This is a genomic window from Neorhizobium galegae (genome assembly GCF_021391675.1).
Taxonomy (GTDB): domain Bacteria; phylum Pseudomonadota; class Alphaproteobacteria; order Rhizobiales; family Rhizobiaceae; genus Neorhizobium; species Neorhizobium galegae_B.
In genome coordinates this window covers 3,009,988-3,030,205 of sequence record NZ_CP090095.1, presented here as the reverse complement: position 1 = coordinate 3,030,205, position 20,218 = coordinate 3,009,988, and the positions used below count along the sequence as shown (strand labels likewise).

General features: G+C 62.6%; 24 protein-coding genes. 15 read left to right on the top strand and 9 right to left on the bottom strand.

The genetic code is table 11. The features are described from left to right. Positions 1-52 precede the first annotated feature (52 nt). The gene (locus tag LZK81_RS15060; RefSeq protein WP_046609153.1) at positions 53-409 is read right to left on the bottom strand and encodes a hypothetical protein; all 357 of its coding nucleotides are present in this window, start codon (positions 407-409) and stop codon (positions 53-55) included. A 458-nt stretch (positions 410-867) separates the two neighbouring features. Here LZK81_RS15060 and LZK81_RS15055 point away from each other — a divergent pair, with 458 nt between their 5' ends. Further along, positions 868-4,569: a response regulator gene (locus LZK81_RS15055; protein ID WP_233953784.1), complete on the top strand. Its 3,702-nt coding sequence runs from the start codon at positions 868-870 to the stop codon at positions 4,567-4,569. Between the two features lie 24 nt (positions 4,570-4,593). Here LZK81_RS15055 and LZK81_RS15050 read toward each other — a convergent pair whose 3' ends face one another. After that, on the bottom strand, positions 4,594-5,106 hold the full coding sequence (locus LZK81_RS15050; protein WP_233953783.1) for a chemotaxis protein CheD: 513 nt from the start codon (positions 5,104-5,106) through the stop codon (positions 4,594-4,596). Between the two features lie 415 nt (positions 5,107-5,521). Between LZK81_RS15050 and LZK81_RS15045 the strand changes: the two genes are divergently transcribed. Continuing rightward, positions 5,522-5,875, top strand: coding sequence for a hypothetical protein (locus tag LZK81_RS15045; RefSeq protein ID WP_233953782.1), 354 nt, complete (start codon positions 5,522-5,524; stop codon positions 5,873-5,875). Positions 5,876-5,943: 68 nt separating this feature from the next. On the opposite strand, the gene mnmD is transcribed toward LZK81_RS15045, so the two are convergent. Next, a complete protein-coding gene (mnmD, locus tag LZK81_RS15040) occupies positions 5,944-6,666 on the bottom strand; it encodes a tRNA (5-methylaminomethyl-2-thiouridine)(34)-methyltransferase MnmD (RefSeq protein ID WP_233953781.1) in 723 nt (240 codons plus the stop codon). Here mnmD and LZK81_RS15035 point away from each other — a divergent pair. The 12 genes from LZK81_RS15035 (at position 6,665) to LZK81_RS14980 (ending at position 14,529) form a co-directional block, all read left to right on the top strand. Next, positions 6,665-7,855, top strand: coding sequence for an NAD(P)/FAD-dependent oxidoreductase (locus LZK81_RS15035; protein ID WP_233953780.1), 1,191 nt, complete (start codon positions 6,665-6,667; stop codon positions 7,853-7,855). The two genes, mnmD and LZK81_RS15035, sit on opposite strands and share 2 nt — an antisense overlap. Before the next feature lie 123 nt (positions 7,856-7,978). Beyond that, positions 7,979-8,686 (top strand): DUF1045 domain-containing protein, encoded by a 708-nt coding sequence (locus LZK81_RS15030; protein ID WP_046625256.1) that lies wholly within the window; start codon positions 7,979-7,981, stop codon positions 8,684-8,686. A 68-nt stretch (positions 8,687-8,754) separates the two neighbouring features. Then, positions 8,755-9,612: an AraC family transcriptional regulator gene (locus tag LZK81_RS15025; RefSeq protein ID WP_233956576.1), complete on the top strand. Its 858-nt coding sequence runs from the start codon at positions 8,755-8,757 to the stop codon at positions 9,610-9,612. A gap of 107 nt (positions 9,613-9,719) precedes the next feature. Further along, complete coding sequence (locus LZK81_RS15020; RefSeq protein WP_233956574.1) at positions 9,720-10,388, top strand: AzlC family ABC transporter permease; 669 nt, start codon at positions 9,720-9,722, stop codon at positions 10,386-10,388. Next, complete coding sequence (locus tag LZK81_RS15015) at positions 10,385-10,687, top strand: AzlD family protein (protein WP_233953779.1); 303 nt, start codon at positions 10,385-10,387, stop codon at positions 10,685-10,687. The genes LZK81_RS15020 and LZK81_RS15015 overlap by 4 nt, the downstream gene beginning before the upstream one ends. Before the next feature lie 71 nt (positions 10,688-10,758). Then, entirely contained in the window at positions 10,759-11,685 is a 927-nt protein-coding gene (gene puuE, locus LZK81_RS15010; RefSeq protein WP_046625258.1) for an allantoinase PuuE, read from the top strand. Further along, positions 11,682-12,179, top strand: coding sequence for a 2-oxo-4-hydroxy-4-carboxy-5-ureidoimidazoline decarboxylase (gene uraD, locus LZK81_RS15005; protein WP_233953778.1), 498 nt, complete (start codon positions 11,682-11,684; stop codon positions 12,177-12,179). Before puuE ends, uraD begins: the two co-directional genes overlap by 4 nt. A 68-nt stretch (positions 12,180-12,247) precedes the next feature. Then, positions 12,248-12,538, top strand: a complete 291-nt coding sequence (locus LZK81_RS15000) for a nucleotidyltransferase family protein (RefSeq protein ID WP_046603727.1) — start codon at positions 12,248-12,250, stop codon at positions 12,536-12,538. Then, complete coding sequence (locus tag LZK81_RS14995; RefSeq protein WP_046625260.1) at positions 12,535-12,897, top strand: DUF86 domain-containing protein; 363 nt, start codon at positions 12,535-12,537, stop codon at positions 12,895-12,897. Before LZK81_RS15000 ends, LZK81_RS14995 begins: the two co-directional genes overlap by 4 nt. A gap of 29 nt (positions 12,898-12,926) precedes the next feature. Beyond that, positions 12,927-13,427: an ureidoglycolate lyase gene (locus tag LZK81_RS14990; RefSeq protein ID WP_046609164.1), complete on the top strand. Its 501-nt coding sequence runs from the start codon at positions 12,927-12,929 to the stop codon at positions 13,425-13,427. Then, positions 13,424-13,780, top strand: coding sequence for a hydroxyisourate hydrolase (gene uraH, locus LZK81_RS14985; protein ID WP_233953777.1), 357 nt, complete (start codon positions 13,424-13,426; stop codon positions 13,778-13,780). Before LZK81_RS14990 ends, uraH begins: the two co-directional genes overlap by 4 nt. Then, the gene (locus LZK81_RS14980; RefSeq protein WP_233953776.1) at positions 13,780-14,529 is read left to right on the top strand and encodes a metallophosphoesterase family protein; all 750 of its coding nucleotides are present in this window, start codon (positions 13,780-13,782) and stop codon (positions 14,527-14,529) included. The genes uraH and LZK81_RS14980 overlap by 1 nt, the downstream gene beginning before the upstream one ends. 4 nt (positions 14,530-14,533) lie before the next feature. Here the strand turns inward: LZK81_RS14980 and LZK81_RS14975 are convergent, their stop codons facing one another. Both LZK81_RS14975 and LZK81_RS14970 read right to left on the bottom strand, forming a co-directional pair. Further along, positions 14,534-14,935 (bottom strand): type II toxin-antitoxin system HicB family antitoxin, encoded by a 402-nt coding sequence (locus LZK81_RS14975; RefSeq protein ID WP_233953775.1) that lies wholly within the window; start codon positions 14,933-14,935, stop codon positions 14,534-14,536. 2 nt (positions 14,936-14,937) lie between these two features. Beyond that, positions 14,938-15,126 (bottom strand): type II toxin-antitoxin system HicA family toxin, encoded by a 189-nt coding sequence (locus LZK81_RS14970; RefSeq protein ID WP_233953774.1) that lies wholly within the window; start codon positions 15,124-15,126, stop codon positions 14,938-14,940. 113 nt (positions 15,127-15,239) lie between these two features. Here LZK81_RS14970 and LZK81_RS14965 point away from each other — a divergent pair, with 113 nt between their 5' ends. Continuing rightward, complete coding sequence (locus LZK81_RS14965; protein ID WP_052758995.1) at positions 15,240-15,983, top strand: hypothetical protein; 744 nt, start codon at positions 15,240-15,242, stop codon at positions 15,981-15,983. Between the two features lie 28 nt (positions 15,984-16,011). Here LZK81_RS14965 and LZK81_RS14960 read toward each other — a convergent pair whose 3' ends face one another. From LZK81_RS14960 to LZK81_RS14945, 4 genes are read right to left on the bottom strand one after another with little or no spacing between them, the layout of a single operon-like run. Then, positions 16,012-16,317, bottom strand: coding sequence for a hypothetical protein (locus LZK81_RS14960; protein ID WP_233953773.1), 306 nt, complete (start codon positions 16,315-16,317; stop codon positions 16,012-16,014). Beyond that, positions 16,314-16,499, bottom strand: coding sequence for a DUF2933 domain-containing protein (locus LZK81_RS14955; RefSeq protein WP_046603734.1), 186 nt, complete (start codon positions 16,497-16,499; stop codon positions 16,314-16,316). Before LZK81_RS14955 ends, LZK81_RS14960 begins: the two co-directional genes overlap by 4 nt. After that, positions 16,496-18,712, bottom strand: coding sequence for a copper-transporting P-type ATPase (locus LZK81_RS14950; RefSeq protein WP_233953772.1), 2,217 nt, complete (start codon positions 18,710-18,712; stop codon positions 16,496-16,498). Before LZK81_RS14950 ends, LZK81_RS14955 begins: the two co-directional genes overlap by 4 nt. Before the next feature lie 13 nt (positions 18,713-18,725). Further along, complete coding sequence (locus tag LZK81_RS14945) at positions 18,726-20,177, bottom strand: multicopper oxidase family protein (protein ID WP_233953771.1); 1,452 nt, start codon at positions 20,175-20,177, stop codon at positions 18,726-18,728. Between the last annotated feature and the right edge of the window lie 41 nt (positions 20,178-20,218).

Genomic DNA, 20,218 nt, shown 5'->3' with positions numbered 1-20,218 from the left:
CTCCGCCGGCGGCGGAAACAGGCCCTTCAGGATATGCGATCAGCCTTGCGGATCAGCGCGAGCAGACTTCGACGCGATAGGGTTCGCCATAGCGGTTGCGGCGCCATTCCAGTTCGCAGACCGGCGGATAGTCGCGGTAATAGGCTCGGCGGTAATAGACCGGGGGCGGGGGTGGGGGAGCATAGTCGTATTCCGGCTCCACATATTCCGGCTCGGCATAAGCCGGCCGCTGCGACCCGGCGACGATCGCGCCGCCGATGATGCCGCCGGCAAGGCCAGCAGCCACGCCCGGCCAGACATCGCGATGGTGGCGGTCGCGGGCTTCTGCCGCCGGAGCCGTCACCGTCAGGGCGCCCGCTACGGACAGTGCGACGAGGCCGAGTGATATCGTCTTCTTCAATGCCGACATGTTCTTTTCCTTTCCCTTTTTGTCCTCAAGGGGTGCAGAAATCGTGGCGGGCAAAGGCGGCGGATTGATGAAGACGACTTCCCGATAGTCTGAACGGACGTTCAGCTTGATGCCGCCTTCGGTTGATTTTCGTCAAGCCTGAGCAATCGCCAATGGGGATCAAGGCGAGATCATGGCAATAGTATGGAAAAGATTTGGCAGAGCAAATCCGGCTAAGCCTCCGATTTTCCTTCCGACCGCGCCGCGAAGCCTCCAGCCGAACCGCGGCGACCAATACCGGCACTCGACCTGAGGCTGTATTTTCAGCCGCATGCCGGAGCTTCTGATTGACAAATGCCAAAAACGATAAGTCGTACCGTTTCAACAACACGATATTAACACTCGCTATGGTGTTATCAGTCGATTGGGAGACAAACGAATCGAGCCGGATATCGGCCGGCACGAAGGAGCGGGGGAAGGTGGACACGGAAAGCGAACTCTTGAAAACGGCGTGCGAGCGGATCAACGATCTCGCCGAGCCCGCCTTCATCAAGGACAGCGCCCTCATCTACGTGGCGGTGAACGCCGCCTATGCACGCCTTTTCGGCATGCATCCGACCGACTTTGCCGGCAATACCAGCCGCGGCCTTGCAGGCGCGTCGGACGATGCCGACCGCAAGGAAAAGGAATGCCGGGCGATCGTATTCGGCACCGACGAGACGGCGCTCTGCTTCGACCGCTCGGGCGTCGTCCGCCATGAGATCCATATCGAGCGTTTCCTCACGGAAGACGACCACACCTATCTCTTCGGCACGTTTGCAGCGGTTCCGGGCATTGACGCCGTGTTCGAACCGAAGGTGGTTGCCCCGCTTGCCGGCGCAAAGCCCCTCGCGCCGTTCTCGCCGTTCAACAATGCGCTTCTCGACGATGCCCTCGACATGCTCGAAATGGGCATCGGCATCTACGACAAGCACAACGTTCTGCTCTACTGCAATTCCCAGCTCATCAACCATTTTGCGTCGATCTCGATCGATATCCAGCCGGGGATCACCCTCAAGGATATCCTCGGATTTGCCTATGATCGCCGCCAGCGCGTGTCGCCGGCGAGTTTCGGTCCCAATGTGCCGAGCAAGGACGCATGGATCGCCGAGCGGATGAAGCCGTTCGAGCTTGCCTATTCCGAGAGCATCGACCAGCTTTCCGACGGTCGCTGGCTGCGGAGCATCAACAAGCGCCTCGAAAACGGCCTGCTGATCGCCATCCGTCACGACGTGACCGATTTCAAGGAGCAGGAAATGCTCCTGCGCACCCATGTGTCGGAGACGGACCTGCTTCGCGCCGTGCTCGAAGACCTGCCGGTGCCCGTGTTCGTGCGCAATAGCGACCGCCGGCTCACCTATGCCAATGCCGCCTACGAGGCGATGCTCGGCAAGCCCAGGAGCCATTTTCTCGGCAAGACCGAAACGGAAATGTTCCCCGACGCGGCCGATCGTTTCCGTGTCGAGAACGACCGGGTGATGACAGGCGAGGACATCGAGAAGTCGGAGGACATCACCTTTCCCGACGGAACAGTCGTCCCGGTCATCACACATCTGCGCCGGGTGACCACCAATGACGGCGCGCACAACCTCGTCGGTTCGCGCATGGACGTGTCCCGCATCAAGGAGGCCCAGAACAAGGCTGAGAAGATGGGCAAGGATCTGCAGACGATCCTGCACACCATGCCTGTCGGCGTGGCGATCCTCGACGAGCAGTTCCTGTTCGAATACGCCAACCCGGCCTTCTATTCCTTCTGGGATGCCGGAGAGCAGTTCGATCTGCCCGGCCGTTCCTACCGGGACTTCCTGAAGGTCAATTTCGACCACGGCATCTATGCCGGCTCGACGTACAGCTTCGAGGAAATCTACCGGGAGCGCATCGCCGCATTGACCGATGGCCAGGAACGGCCGCCGATCGAGGTGAAAAGCCGCAACGGTCTGGTGATTGTCATCTCCGGCACCCAGCTTTCCGGCGGGAAGATCCTGCTGAGTTACATGGACATCACGGCCGTGCGCAAGCGCGAGCAGGAGATCCAGGAAGCCCGCGCCGCGCTTGAAACCCACGGCGCGCTGATGCGCGACGCGACGAGCGCCATGTCGCAAGGGCTGCTCATCCTGCATGACGGCGAGATCATCTTCTCAAACGATGCGCTGCCGGCCATGCTCGACATGCCGGCCGAGATGGTGGGCGCCGGAGGCCTGTGGCGCGATCTCTTCCGCTATTGCGTCGAGCGCGGCGATCTCGGCACGCCCCAGGAAGCGGCGGCGGCGCTCCAGGCCTGGGAAGACAATGTCGAGGCCGGCAAGCCCGTCTTTGCCGCGTTCCGCGTCGAGGGCCGCAAATGGATCCAGGTGGAGGCGAAGCTCACCGGCAGCGACCATTGGCTGGCGGTATTCACCGACGTTACGGAGATGAAGAGCCGCGAAGAGGAACTGACCCGCCTCCTGCAACGCGCCGAGGCCGCCGACCGGGCGAAGTCTGAATTCCTCGCCAATATGAGCCACGAGATTCGCACGCCGATGAACGGCGTGCTCGGCATGGCGGAACTACTGGCCAAATCCAATCTCGACACCCGCCAGAAGACCTTCATCGACATCATCGTCAAATCGGGCAATGCGCTCCTGACGATCATCAACGACATTCTCGACTTCTCCAAGATCGATGCCGGGCAGATGAAACTGCGCAAGGCGCCGTTCGACCCGGTCGAGGCGATCGAGGACGTGGCGACGCTTTTGTCTTCCTCGGCCGCCGAGAAGGATATCGAGCTCATCGTGCGCGGCGATGCCTCGATCCGCGAGACGGTGATGGGAGACGCGGGCCGTTTTCGCCAGATCATCACCAACCTGGTCGGCAATGCGGTGAAGTTCACCGAAAAGGGGCATGTCTTCATCGACCTGAGGTCGGAGGCAAAAGGCCCCGGCGAGATGATGCTGTCGATCCGCATCGAGGATACCGGGCTCGGCATTCCCGAAGAGAAACTGAAATCGGTCTTCGAGAAATTCTCGCAGGTCGATACGTCCTCGACGCGTCGCCACGAAGGCACCGGCCTGGGGCTTGCGATCACCGCCGGCCTCACCGAACTCTTCGGCGGCTATATCGACGTGACGAGCGAAGTCGGACGCGGCTCGGTCTTCACCGTGCACCTGCCGTTCCAGGTGGTCAGCGAACGCAATGTGCTCACCACCCTGCCGATCAACACGAGCGGCGCCCGCATCCTCGTCGTCGATGACAATGCCGTCAACCGCCGTATCCTCAACGAGCAGCTCACCATGTGGGGCTTCGACACGGTCGCAGCCGACAGCGGCGCCGAGGGTCTGGCGATCCTCAGCGAAGCCGCCCGCATCGGCGTCACCGTCGATGCGATCGTGCTCGACTACCACATGCCGGAGATGAACGGGCTCGATTTCGCAAAACACCTCAGGCGCGATGCGCGCTTCGACGGCACCGGCGTGGTTTTCCTGACCTCCATGGAAATGGCCGGCGACGACAGCATGTTTGCCGCCCTCAACATCCAGGCGCATCTGATGAAGCCGGCGCGTGCCAACCTTTTGCGCAGCACGATCATCGACGTCGTCCGCTCGATCCGCACCAAGCGCCGCGCGGTCGAAGCGGAGCAGGCGGCAACCCGGCCCCAGGTGCAGCCGGTCGTGGCTCCGGTCGCAGTCGCCGCACGGGCGAGCTCCGCCCCGGTGATTGTCGAGAAGCCCGTCGCCCCGGTCTCGACGCCGCCCATGCAGGCGGCGCCGACGCTCGACGTGCTGGTCGCCGAGGACAACGAGGTCAACCAGATCGTCTTCACCCAGATCCTGCAGACTACCGGCTGGCTGTTCCAGATCGTCAAGAACGGCGCGGAAGCGGTCGAGGCGTGGAAAAAGCACGATCCGGCGGTGATCATCATGGACGTCTCGATGCCGGTCATGAACGGGCATCAGGCGACCCAGAAGATCCGCGAGCTCGAACAGGAGACGGGAACCCATACGCCGATCATCGGCGTCACGGCGCATGCGCTCGAAAGCGACCGCGAACTCTGCTTCCAGGTCGGCATGGACGATTATCTTTCCAAGCCGATCAGCCCGGAGGCACTGGAAGCCAAGGTCCGCAACTGGCTCGGCGGTGCGATCGTGAGTTCTGTTTCGAACTGAGCTGATGAGACGTGGCCAAGCCGCTCAATATAGCCTCTCCCGCGCCGTCCCGGCAATCGAGGGTGCGGGCATGGTGTCGGTAATCCTCATCTGCACTCTGCCCGTCGTCGGTTGAAAGCTGATCCAGCGCGCCAGATCGTCGCCGAGGCTGGTGTCGACAAGCTTGATGCCCTCCTCCAGAAGGAACCGTCTGGCGAATGCGGAATTGAGAGATCCCGGATCGTAGCCGCTCGATTTTCGCGTGCGGCCGCCAAAGAGCTTGGCCCTGAGATTCCGGCGTTCGGCACCGAAATCATAAAGATCGTCGACCAGCGTGCGCATGGCCAGATCACCGTAACGTTCCGGGCGCTCGGCAATATCCAGCCCGCCGCTCGTCGGCAGGATGAAATGATTCATTCCTCCGACATTGGTGACCGTATCATAGATGCAGGCCGAGACGCAGGAGCCGAGAACGGTCATCAGTATCATATCTGGATCGGCAGACACCGCATATTGACCGCCGAGGACATGAATATGGTGGGTGTCCGTGAAGTTCATCCAATGCTCCAATTCCGCGCATGCGGCAATCACTTTCCCGCAAAAGTATGAAGGCGCTACGCGAACGGGAAGGCCCAACAATGAATGGCGAAAAATACTGGCGGGTACGTATTTTGTAATTCGAGGGCGGGTTGTGGCGGTCAGCGCCTTATCTGGCGCGCCATGAGCGCGTTTCGCCGATGTGGAGCTACGGCCAAGTTCCGCCGCCGATTGGAGCGGATCGAGACCTCGCACGGCAGTCGCGCTTTCGGTAGAGCCGGTCGGGGGCCTCTCGGTCGATCCCGTCACAGGTTTTTCTGCCGCGCGCGGCTTTTCCGTTCAGGGACCATTAAGCACGGCATGTGCATTGTTCGGGAATATCGGGCCTTTTCCTGCCGCTCGCAGGCGCGGCTCGGTGGAAACGGAGACGCTTGTGATGAAGAAGATAATTGTCTCGGCACTGATCCTGGCCGCCACCTGCACCAGTATCGTGGTACCGGCCGGCGAAGCAGCGGCCCAGCAATGGGACAGACACTACGACCGATACGATCGCCGTGGTCCTCCGCCTCCGCCGCGCAGACATCGTAACAATGACGGCGCCATAATCGCCGGCGGCCTGGCCGCGGGCGTCATAGGCGGCCTGATCGGCGGCGCTCTCGCCAATGACGGCGGGCCGCGCTACATCGATCCGCCACCACCACCCCGGCCGCGCTGCTGGTTCGAGGACCGCCGCGTGCGCAACGCCTATGACGGCGGCTGGCACATGGAAAGCCTGCGCGTCTGCCAGTAGGTGGCCGTGCGATGTGATGGATGGCAGCCGGTCTCAGGGCCGGCTGTTTTGCGTCAGGCTGCCTTGGATCAGGGCGCAAGTTTGATGCCGCACAGCATCTCGCGCTTGCCCGCAAAGCCCGGCCGCCGTTCGACCGTGAAACCGGCGGCCTGCAGGTTCCGCCGCACGAAGCCGGCGGCCGCATAAGTGCCGAACGTGCCGCCGGATAAGGTTTTGTCGTAGATCGCCCGCATGATTTCGGGCGACCACATGTCCGGATTGCGCGACGGCGCGAAACCGTCGAGGAACCAGGCGTCGAAATCCGCCTCGGCCATGGAGACGCCTTCGAGCGCGGGGCCGCAGACGACCGTCAGCCGGGTCTGGGCGTCAGCGTCGATCACGACATGGCCGGCGGGTCCGCACGGCCAGGCCTCGATCAACGCCTGCCGTTCCGCATCGATCTCCGGCCAGCGGGCGAGTGCCCGGTCGATCTCGTCGCGCTGCATCGGGTAAAGCTCGAACGAGGTGAAATGAAGCTTCGCGCCTGCGGGGCGGGAAAGCTTCCATTGCCGCCAGGTCTCGCAGAAATTCAGCCCGGTGCCGAAGCCGAGTTCGCCGATCCGGAAAGTTCGTTGCCTTTCCCAGCGCTCCGGCAGGCCATTGCCGGCCAGAAACGTGTGGCCGCACTCCAGCCGACCGTCGGTGCGGCAATAAAAGTGATCGCCAAACTTTTGCGAATAGGGCATATCGCCGTCATGCCAGTCCAAGGTCTGGCTTTCGGTCACACGAATTTCAGGATCACGGTCGCTCATGGGACATGCGGATAATCCTGCCGGCTTCGGCGGTCAATCTCATGCTCTCCCATCCTCCGCCGATCTCGTCATCGTCGGCGGCGGCATCATGGGCCTCTGGGCGGCGGTCAAGGCCGAGCGGCTCGGCATCCGGACCCTGCTCGTCGATGCCGGCCCGCTGGGGCAGGGGGCGAGCGGCGGGCTTCTCGGCGCCCTGATGCCGCACATGCCCGACAAGTGGAACGACAAGAAACAGTTCCAGTTCGATGCACTTCTGTCGCTGGAAGACGAGATCATCGAGCTCGAAGCCGAGACCGGCGTCGTCTGCAGCTACCGCCGCTCCGGCCGGCTGATCCCGTTGCCGAAGCCGCATTTACGGAAGATTGCGCTCGGGCACTCGGCCGATGCGGAAGCCTGCTGGCGGCGCGGCGACCGCCGTTTCCATTGGCATGTGCTTGACCGTCCCCCGCAAAAAGGGTGGCCGGATGCCTCCTTCGCGGCTGCCGGACTGGTGCATGACACGTTTGCGGCCCGGGTTTCTCCGCGCGGCCTCGTCTCGGCGCTCGTCGCCTACCTGCGCTCCGCTGGCAATGTTCGGATCGTCGAGGGTATCGAAGCCGAGACGATCGATCCGGCAGTAAATAGGATTATATTCCACGGTGGTGAAAGCGTCACCTTCGGCCATTGCATCGTCTCGGCCGGCCACCGGTCCTTCTCCCTGCTTCAAGGCGTCTCGCCGCCGCTGAAGCATCCGCTCGGCCAGCCGGTCAAGGGGCAGGCGGCACTGCTCAAGGCGGATGTCGATCCGTCCTTGCCGGTGATCTTCCTGAACGGCCTTTATGTGGTCGCCCATGAGGGCGGTCACGTCGCTGTCGGCAGCACCAGCGAGGATGTCTTCGACGACCCGTCCTCGACCGATTCTCAGCTGGACGAGCTCATCGCGCGCGCGCGCGCTCTGGTGCCGGCCCTGGCCCAGGCTCCCGTCGTCGAACGCTGGGCGGGATTGCGGCCGAAGGCGATCGACCGCGATCCAATGGTCGGTGCCCATCCCGATCACGCCCGAGTGATCGCGCTCACAGGTGGTTTCAAGGTGAGTTTCGGCATCGCGCACAGGTTGGCCGATGCTGCCCTCAACGCGCTGAACGGCCGGGAAATGCGGCTTCCGGCGTCGTTCACGCTCGCCAATCACCTTGCCGTCGCCTCGCGTTAAACGCGAACTTTCAGTCCTTCGCGTCGTTATTCTGTCACGCAAATCACTTAACCCCCACGGCAGGGATTGTTGAGCAATGCGTAAAACACGGGGTTGCTGAAAAGGACGTTCAGAAGGTGACGCATGCGCTATGCCATTCATTTCACGCCTCCGGCGCATGATCCGCTGACGCTTGCCGCGGCCCAGTGGCTCGGTCGCAATGCCTTTTCGGGCGATGCGATGGAGCCGCCGGCAATCCGCGGCATCGGCATTCACGACATTGCCTTCAATACCGCGCTGCCGCGTCGCTACGGATTCCATGCGACGCTGAAGGCGCCGTTCCGGCTGGCGCCCGACGTCACCGAACCGATGCTGCTGCGCCACCTGATGCGCTTTGCGGGTATTCACAGCCCGTTCGAACTGCCGAAGCTCGAAGTCGTCCGGCTCGGCAATTTCTTCGGCCTTGCACCGGTGGTCCCCTGCGATACCGCCCGATTCCTCGCCGCTTCCGTCGTCCAGGAGTTCGACAATTTCCGCACGCCGCTGAGCGAAGCCGAGCTGGAGCGCAGCGATTCGGGCGATCTCTCGGCGCCGCAATTCGCCAACCTGCATCGCTGGGGCCATCCTTACGTAATGGATGAGTTCCGTTTCCATATGACGCTGACCGGCCCGCTGTCGCCGATCGAGATTCCGCGTTTCGATCTGGCGCTTCGCGATTATTTCGAGCCGTATCTGAAAAAGCCGGTCGAAATTGCCAACCTGGCGCTGTTCATCGAGGAGGAGCCCGGCGCGCCCTTCCAGGTGCATTCGCTGCACCCGATGGGACGAGTGGCGGCGCGCAAGATCGCCTGAGATTTTGGCGGCCGGCCGCGTCACTTTTGTTCAAGAGCAACCGCGCCGTCATCTGCTATATTCTCCGCATGGAGAATATCTCGCAGGAACAGGCCACCGACCACATGCCGCTGATGCCGGCAGAGGTGACCCGTTTCTGGCGCGACCATCGCTTCGGCGGCATGGAATGCCTGCGCGCGACGTTTCTCACCCACGAATTCGCGCCGCATTCGCATGATACGTTCAGTATCGGTGCGATCGAACAGGGCATGCAGGTCTGCACCATCAAGGGCAGCCGCGAAAGCGCCGGGCCGGGCGGACTCTACCTGATCAATCCGGGAGAGACACATGACGGTGCGCCGCGGGGCGGCGGTTATCGCTACCGGATGATTTATCCGGATGTCGCACTGCTGCGCGAAATCCTCGAAGACGTCACCGGCAAGCCTTTCAAGGGCACGCCCGCCTTCGGCATCCAGCTCCTCCACGACCAGGCGCTCGCCGACGCTTTCCACGAGGCGCACCGGACGCTGGAGGAGGGCTCCGGCGCGCTCGAAGCCAGCCAGGCGATGTTCCTGGTGCTCGACGCAATGTTCCGTCGCCACGGCAGTTCGATCGTCGTGCCCGCCGGTACGACCGAGCGCACCGCCGTGCGCCAGGCCCGCGACTACCTCACCGAGCATTTTGCGTCCGATGTCGGGCTGGAGGAACTCGCGACCGTCGCGGGTCTCAGCCGCGCTCATCTCATCCGCGCCTTCCGCAAGGAATTCCACATCACCCCGCATTCCTTCCTCACGGATATCCGCATCCGTGCCGCGCGCAAACGCTTAAGGGACGGCGGCCAGCCGGCCGAGATCGCGCTCGAATGCGGGTTTGCCGACCAGGCGCATTTCACCCGCCACTTCAAGGCCCGCACCGGGTTGACGCCGGGACAGTATCGGGCTCGCTGATCACTTTCGTTCAAGACGGTTATCCGCCTGATCTTTAAAGACCTCCGCCTCAATCGGAGGTTTTTGACGTGAATGGCAATACAAGACTTCAGGAGTTTCTGGGCGGCATGCGGGCGATCTCGCCGCTGATCGCCGCCGTCATCCCGATCGGCCTCGTTTTTGGTGCGGTGGCGGCGACAAAAGGCCTGTCGCCGGCCGAGGCGGGGCTGATGAGCGCGCTCGTCTTTGCCGGCGGATCGCAATTCGTGGCGATGGATATCTGGACCCATCCGGCCTCCTGGACCGGCGTCGGGTTCGCAGCCCTTTTGGTCAACATCCGCCACGTGCTGATGAGCGCCTCGCTCGGCACCAGAATGGGCAGTTTCAGCCAGCCGGTACGTTATCTCTCGATGCTGTTCCTCGCCGACGAGATCTGGGCGATGGCGGAGTTCCGGGCCAAGGTGGCGAAGCTGACGCCCGCTTGGTTCGCAGGCCTCGTCGGGCCCTTCTACCTTGCCTGGGTGTTTTCGGGGTTCGCCGGTGCTGCCCTCGGCGCCTTTCTCGGCGATCCGGTGGTGCTCGGGCTCGACTTCGCGTTCCCGGCCGTCTTCATCGTGCTGGTCATGGGCTTCTGGAAGGGGCCGGAAACCGGCGCCGTGCTGCTGGCGAGCGGCGGCGCCGCCGTCGTCACCCAGCATTTCGTGCCGGGCGTCTGGTATATCGCTGCCGGTGCTATCGCCGGTCTTGCCGCCGCGATGCTCACCGGCAAAGCGCGCGATGTCGAGGTGACGCCATGACCGTCGATCTCGCCACGCTCGTCGCGATCCTCTCGATGGCGGCCGCCACTGTGCTCACCCGGTTGAGCGGCCTCGTGCTCATTCGCCACGTTTCCCTTGAAGGCAACCGCCGCAAGGCAATCGAATCGATCCCGCCCGCCGTGCTGATGGCCGTCGTCGCGCCGACTGCGTTTGCTACCGGGATTGCCGAAACCTTGGCCTGCGCGGTGACTGCTTTTGCGGCACTTCGCCTGCCGATGCTCGTTTCCGTGGCACTCGGTGTTGCCTCAGTCGCGATCCTTCGGGCGCTCGGCCTCTGAACGGACGTTTCCATCTCGACATGGCCGGAACGGGTGCGCTACCGTCCGGCCTCATTCGTCGAAGGTGACCCATGCAGGCAAAAGACTATCCGCGCGAACTCGTCGGCTACGGCCGTTCCACTCCCGATCCGAAATGGCCGGGCGGCGCCCATGTCGCCGTCCAGTTCGTGATCAATTACGAGGAGGGCGGCGAGAGCTCGATCATGGACGGCGATCCGGCCTCGGAAAACCTGCTGTCGGAAATCGTCGGTGCCGCCCCCTGGCCTGGCCAGCGCAACCTCAACATGGAGTCGATCTACGAATACGGCTCGCGCGCCGGCTTCTGGCGGCTCTTTCGGATGTTCACCGATCTCAAGGTCCAGACCACCGTCTACGGCGTGACGCTCGCCATGGCCCGCAACCCGGAAGCGGTCGCCGCCATGAAGGAAGCCGGCTGGGAAATCGCCAGCCACGGCTATCGCTGGCTGGAATACAAGGATTTCCCGGAGGAGAAAGAGCGCGAACACATTCTCGAAGCGGTGCGCCTGCATACCGAACTCGTCGGCGAGCGCCCCTACGGCATGTATCAGGGCAAGCCTTCCGACAACACGCTGAAACTGGTCATGGAGGAGGGCGGTTTCCTCTATTCCTCCGACAGTTATGCGGACGACCTGCCCTATTGGGTCAAGGGCCTCGACGGCAAGCCGTTCCTGATCATCCCCTATACGCTCGAAACCAACGACATGCGGTTTGCGACGCCGCAGGGCTTCAACACCGGCGATCAGTTCTTCACCTATCTCAAGGACGCCTTCGACGTGCTCTATCAGGAGGGCAAGGAAGGTGCTCCGAAGATGATGTCGGTCGGCCTCCACTGCCGCCTTGTCGGGCGACCCGGCCGCGCCGCCGCGTTGAAGCGTTTTATCGAATATGTGCTCAGCCACGACAAGGTATGGATCCCGCAGCGCATCGAGATCGCCAGACACTGGCACGAACACCACAAGCCGGCGGCCGCGCTATGAGCGCGCGCGGGGATTTTATCGCGATGTTCGGTGGTGTGTTCGAGCACTCGCCCTTCATCGCCGAACGGGCCTATGATTCCGGGCTGATGCTGGTGCCGCTGACGTCCAAGAGCGTGCATGACGCGCTGACCTCGATTTTCCGCAAGGCAAGCCGCGAGGAGCGCCTCGGCGTGCTGCGCGCCCATCCGGATCTTGCGGGCAAGCTCGCCATTGCCGGCGAACTGACCGAGGACAGCAAAAAGGAACAGGCCGGCGCCGGGCTGGACCGCCTGGGCGCCGCCGAACACGCCCGCTTCACCGAGCTCAACACCGCCTATACGGAAAAATTCGGCTTCCCGTTCATCATCGCGGTCAAGGGGCTGACCAAGGATGATATTCTGGCCGCCTTCGAGAAGCGTATCGACAATTCGGCCGACGAGGAATTCGACACCGCCACCGCCCAGGTGGAAAAGATCGCGCTCCTGCGTCTGCAATCGCTGCTTCCGGGACATTGAGGTCTTGGACGGTTCTTTCCTCGATCCCTTCCGTCGCTTATATTGGCGATATCAGGAGTGACGCCGCCATGAGACCGTCGGAAGTGCTGGAGAGGAACCGGGAGGCTATCCGCGAAGCGGCAACACGCTTCAATGCGGCGAACCCGCGCGTCTTCGGCTCCGTTGCGCGCGGCGAGGACGGACCGGACAGCGATATCGACATCCTGGTCGATGCGCTCCCCGGCACCACCCTGTTCGATCTCGGCGGACTGCAGGACACGCTTGAGACGCTGCTTCAGGTCAAGGTCGATCTGGTTACGTCCGGGGGCATCCGCAACTCGATGCGCGACCGGATACTGTCGGAAGCGGCACCCATATGAGTGCTGACCGCCTGAGGGAATATCTTGACCAGATGCATTCCGCAGCACTTCGGGCCTGCGACTTCGTGGCCGGGATGGAGCAGGAGAGGTTTCTCGCCGACATTCGCACGCAGATGGCGGTCGGCATGGCGTTGATCCTGATCGGCGAGAGTGCCGCGAGGATCATGACGCATCATCCCGACTTCCCCGTCGATCATCCGGAAATTCCGTGGTCGAAAATGAAGGGCATGCGCAATTTCGTCGTCCACGACTATTACGAGCTGGAGCTTCCCATCGTTCTGGAGACGGTGAAAACCTCGCTGCCGTTGCTGGTTTCCCAGCTCGATTCCCTGCGCAACTGGCGTGCCCAGGGCGAATGAATGAAGCCGAATGATCGAAGGCGAATAAATTGACCGAATACCTGGAAATTCTGCCCCTCACAAAGGAAGCCTTCGCACCCTTCGGCGATGTCATCGAGGCCGATCCGGCGACCATGCGGCTGATCAACGGCGGTACGACCGAACGCTATCACGCGCTTGCCGAGCCTGTGGTGATCGGCGAGCCGGAGCGGCTGATCTTCAGCATCTTCCGCAGCAAGCCGCGGCAATTTCCCTATGCGGTCACCATGATGGAGCGACATCCTTTCGCCAGCCAGAGCTTTTCGCCGATCTCCGGCCAGCCATTCCTGATCGCCGTTTCGCATGACGAGGGCGGACGACCGGGCAAACCGCAGGTCTTCCTCGTCCAGCCGCATCAGGGCGTCAATTATTTCCCCAATTCGTGGCATCATCCGCTGATGGCGATCGGCGTCGTCAGCGATTTCCTGGTCGTCGATCGCGACAACACATCGGCAAATTATGAGGAAGCGTTCTTCGAGACCCCGTATCTCATCGCGGAGCCAAGCCTATGACGGGACTCACCACCCACGTCCTCGACACCGCCAGCGGTACGCCTGCGGAGGGACTTTCGATCGATCTCTACCGGCTGAACGGTGAGACTCGCGAAAAACTCAAGACCGTCGTCACCAACAGCGACGGCCGCGTCGATGGCGGGCCGATCCTGATCGGCGAGACCTTTCTTTCGGGCGAATATGAACTGGTTTTCCACGCCGGCGCCTATCTTCGAGCTCGCGGCGTTACACTTGCCGAGCCGGCCTTTCTCGACGTGATCCCGATCCGTTTCGGAATTTCCGACACGACGGCGCACTATCACGTGCCGCTGCTGCTCTCGCCCTACGGTTATTCCACCTATCGGGGGAGCTGATGCGCTTTGCCGCGATCGCTGACATCCACGGAAATTGCGCTGCGCTTGAAGCGGTGCTTGCCGACATTCACGCACAGGGCATTACCGACATCGTCAATCTCGGCGATTGCCTGAGCGGACCGCTTGAAGCCGGGCGCACCGCCGACCTGCTGCTCCTTCTCGATACGATGGCGACGCTGACGGTGCGCGGCAATCACGATCGCTACCTGATCGAGAACCCGGCGGATGCCATGCCTTCCTGGGAAGTGCATGCGTTTTCGCAATTGGCGCCCCGCCACCTGCAATGGCTGCGCAAGCTGCCGTTCAGTGCCGTCTATCGGGACGAGGCCTATCTCTGCCATGCGACGCCGCAGTCGGACAACGTTTACTGGCTGGAGCAGGTGTCGAGCGAAGGCCATGTCTTCCTGAAGCCGCTGGAGGAGATCGAGGTGTTGGCGGACGGCATCGAACAGCCGCTGATCCTCTGCGGCCACAGCCATATTCCGCGGGCGGTGCAACTGTCCGACGGCCGGTTGATCGTCAATCCCGGCAGCGTCGGCTGCCCGGCCTATGACGACGACGCGCCGCATTTCCACAAGGTGGAAACGGGCCACACCATGGCGTCCTACGCGGTCCTGGAAAAGACCTCCGCCGGGTGGACACCGCAATTCCGCAACGTGTCCTACGACCATCTGGCAATGTCGCGGCTGGCCGCAGAAAACGGCCGCGCCGACTGGGCGGTTGCGCTGGCGACGGGCCGAGCGGGGTAGGTTTTCAGCCGGTGATGCGTTCGATCTCGTGGCTTGCTGCGCGGGCGAGGAAACCCGATCGCGACAGGCCATGATCCGCGGCGAAACGGTCGATCCGTTCCAGCACGTCTTCCGGCAGCGTGATATTGATGCGCACGGCCTTGGCCACCTGGGTTTTCAGGGTCACGAGGATCGCAACGCCGTCCAGATTGTCTGGATTTGTCATCACGCTTTCAAGGCTCGACGGTTCGGGGATCGTTTCGCCATCCTCGACCATGCCTTCGACGTGAAAGGCAAGCGCTTCCTCCGCCATATGGCGCGCCTCGTCGAGCGTCGCGCCGGCGGTTACGACACCCGGAAAATCCGGGAAGGAGACGCCGTAGTCGCTCTCCGCGTTCTTGTGGATCAGGCCGATATAGTTGCTCACGATCACCTCAACTTCAGTCCGGCTTGCTTCTCGATGCTGCGCAATGTGCCGAGCGGAATATCGCGCTTCGGATGGGGCATGGTCACACGGCCGGGCTTTTGCGGATGTTTGAATTGAACATGGCTGCCCTTCCGGGCAACCTCCATCCAGCCATTCCTGCGCAACAACGCGGTGACCTCGGCGCTTTTCATGAGTTCAATTTATACACACTCATACACAATATCAATCCTTGCCTGAAGGAGCGGAAACCTTTCGGCAATCCTTCCCCCGGATACTTCTTTCCGATTCGACAGGAGAGATGGTCATGGCTCAAACGCGCGGCAAATCCGGTTCTCGGCGCAAGAGTTCGCCGAGGCGGTCGTCGGGCTCCGGCTCGTCGCTCTGGCCTTGGCTCGGGGCGCTGGCGCTGGTGGCCGGCAGTATCGCGCTTTACGAGAATTCTGCGGAGGCCCGGCGTTTCGTCAAAGGCTTGACGTCCGGCAACCAGGTTCAGGTTGCCGCAAAACCGGTGCCCGCAAAGCCTGTACAGGCAAGTTCTGGCCCGTCTCATCGGCCGGTGACGCCGAAGCCCGCGGTCGCTCCGGACCAGAACCACACCGCCGCGATCATCCCGCCGGCGCCGATCGGCAAGCCGGTCCTCGAGGAGATCCAGAAGGCCGCCGAGCCGCCGAGGAGCAGCGAGAGCCTCGCCGGCGCCTATCAGGCGAAATTCTATCTGTGCGGCTCGGCCAAGCAGGACGACTGCGTGGTGGCCGCGGACCGTTTCGTGTTCCACGGACAGAAGATCCGGCTGGTCGGCATCGAGGTGCCCGACATCAAGAAGCCGCGCTGCGAGGCGGAGCGGATCAAGGCGAGCGATGCGGAGCTGCGGGTGCGCGCCTTCCTCGATTCCGGCCCGTTCGAGCTGGTCACCTGGCAGGGCAATGAGGACGAGGTCGAAGGCCACAAGCTGCGCGAAGTGACGCGCAACGGCCGCTCGCTCGCCGATGTCCTTGTCAACGAGGGCCTCGCCAGGCGGCCGGGCGCAGGCAAGGGCGGCTGGTGCTGATCGCAGCACCGACCACCCTCGGCCGTCGTTAGAAGCGGGCGGTGATAGGTCGTCCGCGCGTCTCCCATGTCTTCCGGAGAGGCGGCAGCCGTTCGGTCACCACCTCTTCCAGATAGAGCCCGATGCCGAGGATCGATCCGGTGATCCTTATCACGGAACCGATCGCGCGGCCCTTGGCGTCGTCAAGATCGCAGGTCATGGTCGCGCCCAGCATCATGACCGACGGCTTCTCCATGTGGGCTCCGAGCACGGTTGGATCGTCGAGGAACTCGAACACGTCTTCAGGCGGCGAGGACAAGACTGTCGTGCTGGATGCCGAGCGCTGGTAATTCATGGCGTGCCGTCCTTGTGATCGTGTCCGCCATGACCGTGGAAAAGATGCATGAGCGGGCAGGCCAGCAAGAGAAGGTAGGGCGCGAAACCCAGCGCATGTGCCCAGTGCTCGCGGAGAATGAAGAAGACGACGATCACGATGAGGGAGGCCGCCATCAGCAGCCATACACGGGACGAGTTCATAGGTTGATGCTCCTGAGCCTGAGGGAATTGGCGATCACGCTGACGGAGGACAGCGCCATCGCGGCAGCGGCGATGATTGGCGACAGCAGGATGCCGAAGGCCGGGTAAAGGATACCGGCTGCGACAGGAATACCTGCCGCGTTGTAGATGAAAGCGAAGAAGAGGTTCTGGCGGATGTTCCGCATCGTCGCCCGGCTCAACTGTCGGGCGCGGGCGATACCCTGGAGGTCACCCTTCAGAAGGGTGACGCCAGCGCTTTCTATGGCGACATCGGTGCCGGTGCCCATGGCAATGCCGACATCGGCGGCGGCGAGGGCAGGGGCGTCGTTGACGCCGTCCCCGGCCATTGCAACGATCCTGCCTTCGCTGCGAAGGCGGGCGACGATCTTGCCCTTGTCTTCGGGAAGGACCTCTGCCTCGACCTCGGTGATGCCGAGCCTCCGGGCAACCGCCTGGGCGGTGGTCCTGTTGTCGCCTGTCAGCATTACGACCCGAACACCTTCGGCTATGAGCGATCGCACGGCTTCAGCGGTTGTCGCCTTGATGGGATCTGCGATGGCGAACAGTCCAACCAGGACGCCATCGGCGGCCATAAAGATGACAGTCGCCCCTTCGTTGCGCAGTTCCTCGGCCTTTGCCGCCATGGCGGACAAGTCGACAAGGGCCTCGCCCATGATCCGATGGCTGCCGAGGATGAGTTTCCTTCCCTCGACGACGCCCGTGACACCCTTGCCTACCGGACTGTCGAAGTCCCGGGCGTCGCCAAAGGGCACATTGCGTTCATTCGCCGCATCGACGATCGCCCGTGCAAGCGGGTGCTCGCTCGACCGTTCCAGAGTGGCCGCAAGCCGAAGCAGCTCTGTTTCGGAGATGCCTTCGCGCGGTGCGATCGCCGTGACCTTCGGCCGTCCCTCGGTTAACGTTCCGGTCTTGTCAACGACCAGCGTGTCGACCTTTTCGAAGCGTTCAAGGGCTTCGGCGTTCTTGATCAGCACGCCGAGTCTCGCTCCGCGTCCGACGCCAACCATGATCGACATCGGGGTGGCCAGCCCAAGGGCACAGGGGCAGGCGATGATCAGGACGGCGACGGCCGCCACAAGCCCATGGGCGAAACGAGGCTCGGGACCGATTAACATCCAGGTACCGAAGGCTAACAAGGCAATCGCGATTACCACGGGAACGAACCAGCCGGACACCTCGTCTGCCAGACGTTGAATGGGAGCGCGCGACCTTTGCGCTTCGGCGACCATCCGCACGATCTGGGACAGCATCGTGTCGCGACCGACCTTTCCGGCTTCCATGACGAAGCCACCGGTCTGGTTCATCGTCCCACCGATCAGCCTGGAGCCGACCTCCTTGGTGCCGGGCATGGATTCCCCGGTGATCATGGACTCGTCGACAGAGCTTCGTCCTTCCAGGAGGGTGCCATCGACCGGCACCTTTTCGCCGGGGCGGACGCGAAGCCTGTCTCCGACGACCACGGCGTCGAGGCCGATGTCCTCATCGGTACCGTCGGCCTTCACGCGCCGCGCCATCTTGGGCGCGAGATCGAGGAGGGCACGGATCGCACCGCCCGTCTGCTCGCGGGCTCGCAGCTCGAGGACCTGCCCAAGCAGCACCAGGACGGTGATCACAGCCGCTGCCTCGAAATAGACGGCGACCGTGCCTTCGGCGGAACGGAACGTTTCTGGAAAGATGCCCGGCACGACCGTCGCCACGACGCTGTATATCCACGCGACGCCAGTGCCCATGGCGATCAGCGTGAACATGTTGAGGTGGCGCGTCACAACGGACTGCCAGCCGCGCTCGAAGAACGGCCAGCCCGCCCAAAGGACCACGGGCGTGGCGAGAAGCATCTGAATCAAGTTGGAGGTTTGTGCGCCCAGCAGCACGTGCAGGTTCGTCAGATGGCCGCCCATTTCGAGGGCTAGTACCGGAAGGGCGAGCACCAGTCCGATCCAGAAGCGGCGCTGCATGTCCACCAGTTCCGGGCTTGGTCCAGTCTCGACCGCAGGTGTTTCGGGTTCGAGCGTCATGCCGCAGATGGGGCAGTTGCCTGGTCCGATCTGCCTGACCTGCGGGTGCATCGGGCAGATGTAGATGGTCCCTTCTCCGGTGGGAGGTTGCCGCGGGTCGTTCAGAGGTCCCGTCTTGTTCGTTTCGTGCTGATGATCGTGATCGTGGTGCTCATGTTCGTGGTGGTCGTGTGCCATGTCGATCTCCCAATCAGATTTCACCGTCATAGGTGATGAATGTCATCATCCCCGTGGCCATGTGGTAGAGGTGGTGGCAATGAAGCGGCCATCGCCCGGGATTGCTGGCATCGAACTCGACGACGACCTCGGCCATTGGCGTCAACAGGACGGTGTCACGGACGGCACCGCTGAACCGCTGGCCGTTGATACCGACGACTTGGAAATGATGACCATGCAGGTGCATCGGGTGCGACATCATCGACATGTTGCGCATGGTGAGCCGTACCCGCTGGTCCCTGGCTACATTCAGCGGGCCGGCGGTTTCGATCTTCCAGCTATAGGCAGCCATGTCACCAGTCAGTGTTGCTGCAAATTGACGGTCGGGTGATCGGCCAGCAAGAGGTGTCGCAGTTCGAAGTTGCTGCTCCAGGCCGAGCTCGAGAACGGGGCCATTTTCCGAGGCTGTTGTGTCGATTTTTCCAATGACCGTGTCTTTGGTGGCGAGGATGATACCGGTCTGCTCCTTCGCGCCTTCGCGAAGCGCGAGGACGGGGTAGAAGCCGGGGCCTGCGGGTAGCTCCAGCCGGATGTCCAGGCGCTGACCCATCGAGATCGGGAAGCGGCTGGCCGAGATGGGCGCGATATCAATGCCGTCCACAGCAATGAGGCTGCCGACAACGCTTCCCGTATTGATGGTGAAGGCTGTCGCCGTTGCTCCGTTGATGATGCGCAGGCGCACCCGACCGCCTTTCTCGATCCTGACGACCTCGGGATCGTCAAGGGTGCGGTCGTTCGCAAGATAGGCGTCGTATTCGATGTCGTTCAAGTCCATGGCCGGCATGCCCATCGCGGGCATGCCGCTGATCGGCACCTGATGCTGACCGTGCATGTTCGACATCATCTGCATCATCCCTTGATGACCCGACTGCATCCCGCCATGTCCGGAGCCGCCACCCTTCAGTCCTTCAAGCAGTTCCTCGGGCGATTTGAACGAGAAGTCGTGCAGCAAGATCACGACTTCCTGTTCGTCACGGGCGTGGTCTTCCGCAGTGCGGACGATCAGCGGAGCGGCGAGCATGCTCTGCTCCTGCAGGGTGTGGGCGTGCATCCAATGGGTACCGCCGGGGCCCACAGGGAACCGGTAATCTCGTATTGCTCCGGCAGCGAGCGACGCAGCCGGATTGTCAGGTACGCCATCCATGCTCCAAGGCGGCGTCAGGCCATGCCAGTGGATGAGGGTATCCGTTGAGGTCTCGTTGAGGAGGCGGACGTTGAAATCGGTGCCTGCGTCCAGCACGAGGCCGGGTTTGCCGCTACGGTCAGTCAGTCCGAAGACAGTAGCGGCCTTGCCATTGACGACCAGGGTTCTCTTTCCGATGACCAGCTCGGCTGGAACTGGATTGGCAAGCGCACGGGTGGAATTGAGGGTAGGCGCGACGATTGCCGCACTGGCAAGCGTCTTCAGGAATTCACGACGAAACATGATATGCCTCTCGATAAGTGTCGGCGGGCCGACAGGGCTGA